General features: G+C 39.8%; 1 protein-coding gene. It reads left to right on the forward strand.

What is annotated here, in order from left to right; translation table 11 throughout:
• Positions 1–36 precede the first annotated feature (36 nt).
• On the forward strand, positions 37–222 hold the full coding sequence (locus M6D81_RS31460) for a zinc-ribbon domain-containing protein (protein WP_262681611.1): 186 nt from the start codon (positions 37–39) through the stop codon (positions 220–222).
• The last annotated feature ends 1,252 nt before the right edge of the window (positions 223–1,474 follow it).

Consider the following 1,474-nt stretch of genomic DNA (forward strand, 5'->3'; position numbering starts at 1 on the left):
CGAAGATCCTAAAAATTCAAAACCAAGGAGACAAAAATGAGTATTCTAATAAAATGCCGTGTCTGTGATAAACCGGTATCTTCAAATGCAAGGTTTTGTCCTCATTGTGGTGAGACATCACCAGAACCAATAAAAGAAAGATTGTTATATGGACTTTTGGGTCTTGCCGTTGTAGGTGTAGTTGTATTAATTGTTGTTGGAATTATCAATTTTATTTTTTAATAGTTCGACTTACAGGAATAAACAAAAAAGAAAACGAAAACTAGTAAAGATAAAAAAGAGGAAGGAAATATATTAAACGAACAATAAGAGCATTTGAAGGGGATTCAAAGATGTCGGGAGCATCAGATAACACCGTATTCACGCTGCGTCGCTATCGCTCCTTGGTCCGGCCGAAGCAGGAAGAAGCGGATTCGATTGGAGTATATCAGTAGCAGGGAAGCTAATTCAGCCGGACAACCCTGCAAGGCTAAGTCTTCGACCCGGCCATATGATCGCTTCGCTTGATCAGATTCGCTGCTTAAGCCTTTCGGGTTCGTGAATACAAGAACGTTATACGCAACCCTTGAAACATATTAAAAATTGAAAAGCCTAAGCGAAAGTAAGCTTGAGTTTGAGCGTGTATTTCATAACCAAGCAGATTTAAAAAGACTATTTTGAAGGTAGCTCATTATGGAGTAAATCTGAAAAGACTATTATGAAAGTGCCTCATTACGAAGCAGATTGAAAAGACTGTTTTGAAAGTACCTCATTACGAAGCAGATTGAAGAGACTGTTTTGAAAGTACCTCATTACGAAGCAGATTGAAGAGACTGTTTTGAAAGTAACTCATTACGAAGCAGATATGAATAGATTTTTTTTTGAAAGTACCTCATTACGAAGTAGGTCTGAAGAGACTATTTTGAAAGTAACTCATTACGAAGCAAATTGGAAAAGCTATTTTTGAATGCCGCTCATTGCGAAGTGAATTTAAAAAGACTGCTCTGAAGGCAGCTCAATATGAAGCAGGTTTTTTACGCAGTGCTATAGAAGAATGTGAATGATAAGTCAAGAAGTCAAGGGCAGCGTATAACACCATATTCACGCATCGGGGCATTCGCCCCTCGGTCCCAGAAGTAGCTTCGGAGAAGTAGTTGCTGTGGACACACCCGGCATTCGCCGGGCGTCGTGAATACCAGAACGTTATCTGTAAGATCTGCCCCAAGAGAATTGTAAGTAACTCATCCACAACGTCCTGTTGTTTGAAGCAATTCGAGTAGAGACATGAAGTGCGTAGAAGAAATCTCTTGTTAATCCAGATAGCCAGCGTGTCAACATTTAGCAAGAACGTATTTTTGCAAGTGAGTCGGAGAAGCTAGCGTGTCAACATTTAGCAAAAACGTATTTTTGTAAGCGAGTCGGGGAAGCTAGCGTGTCAACATTTAGCAAGAACGTATTTTTGTAAGTGAGTCGGAGAAGCTAGCGTGTCAACATT

This window comes from Paenibacillus sp. J5C2022 (genome assembly GCF_025567625.1).
GTDB lineage: Bacteria > Bacillota > Bacilli > Paenibacillales > Paenibacillaceae > Pristimantibacillus.

Coding starts and splice junctions, on each gene's coding strand:
- M6D81_RS31460 (WP_262681611.1), top strand. CDS start 37: ATGAGTATTCTAATAAAATGCCGTGTCTGTGATAAACCGGTATCTTCA.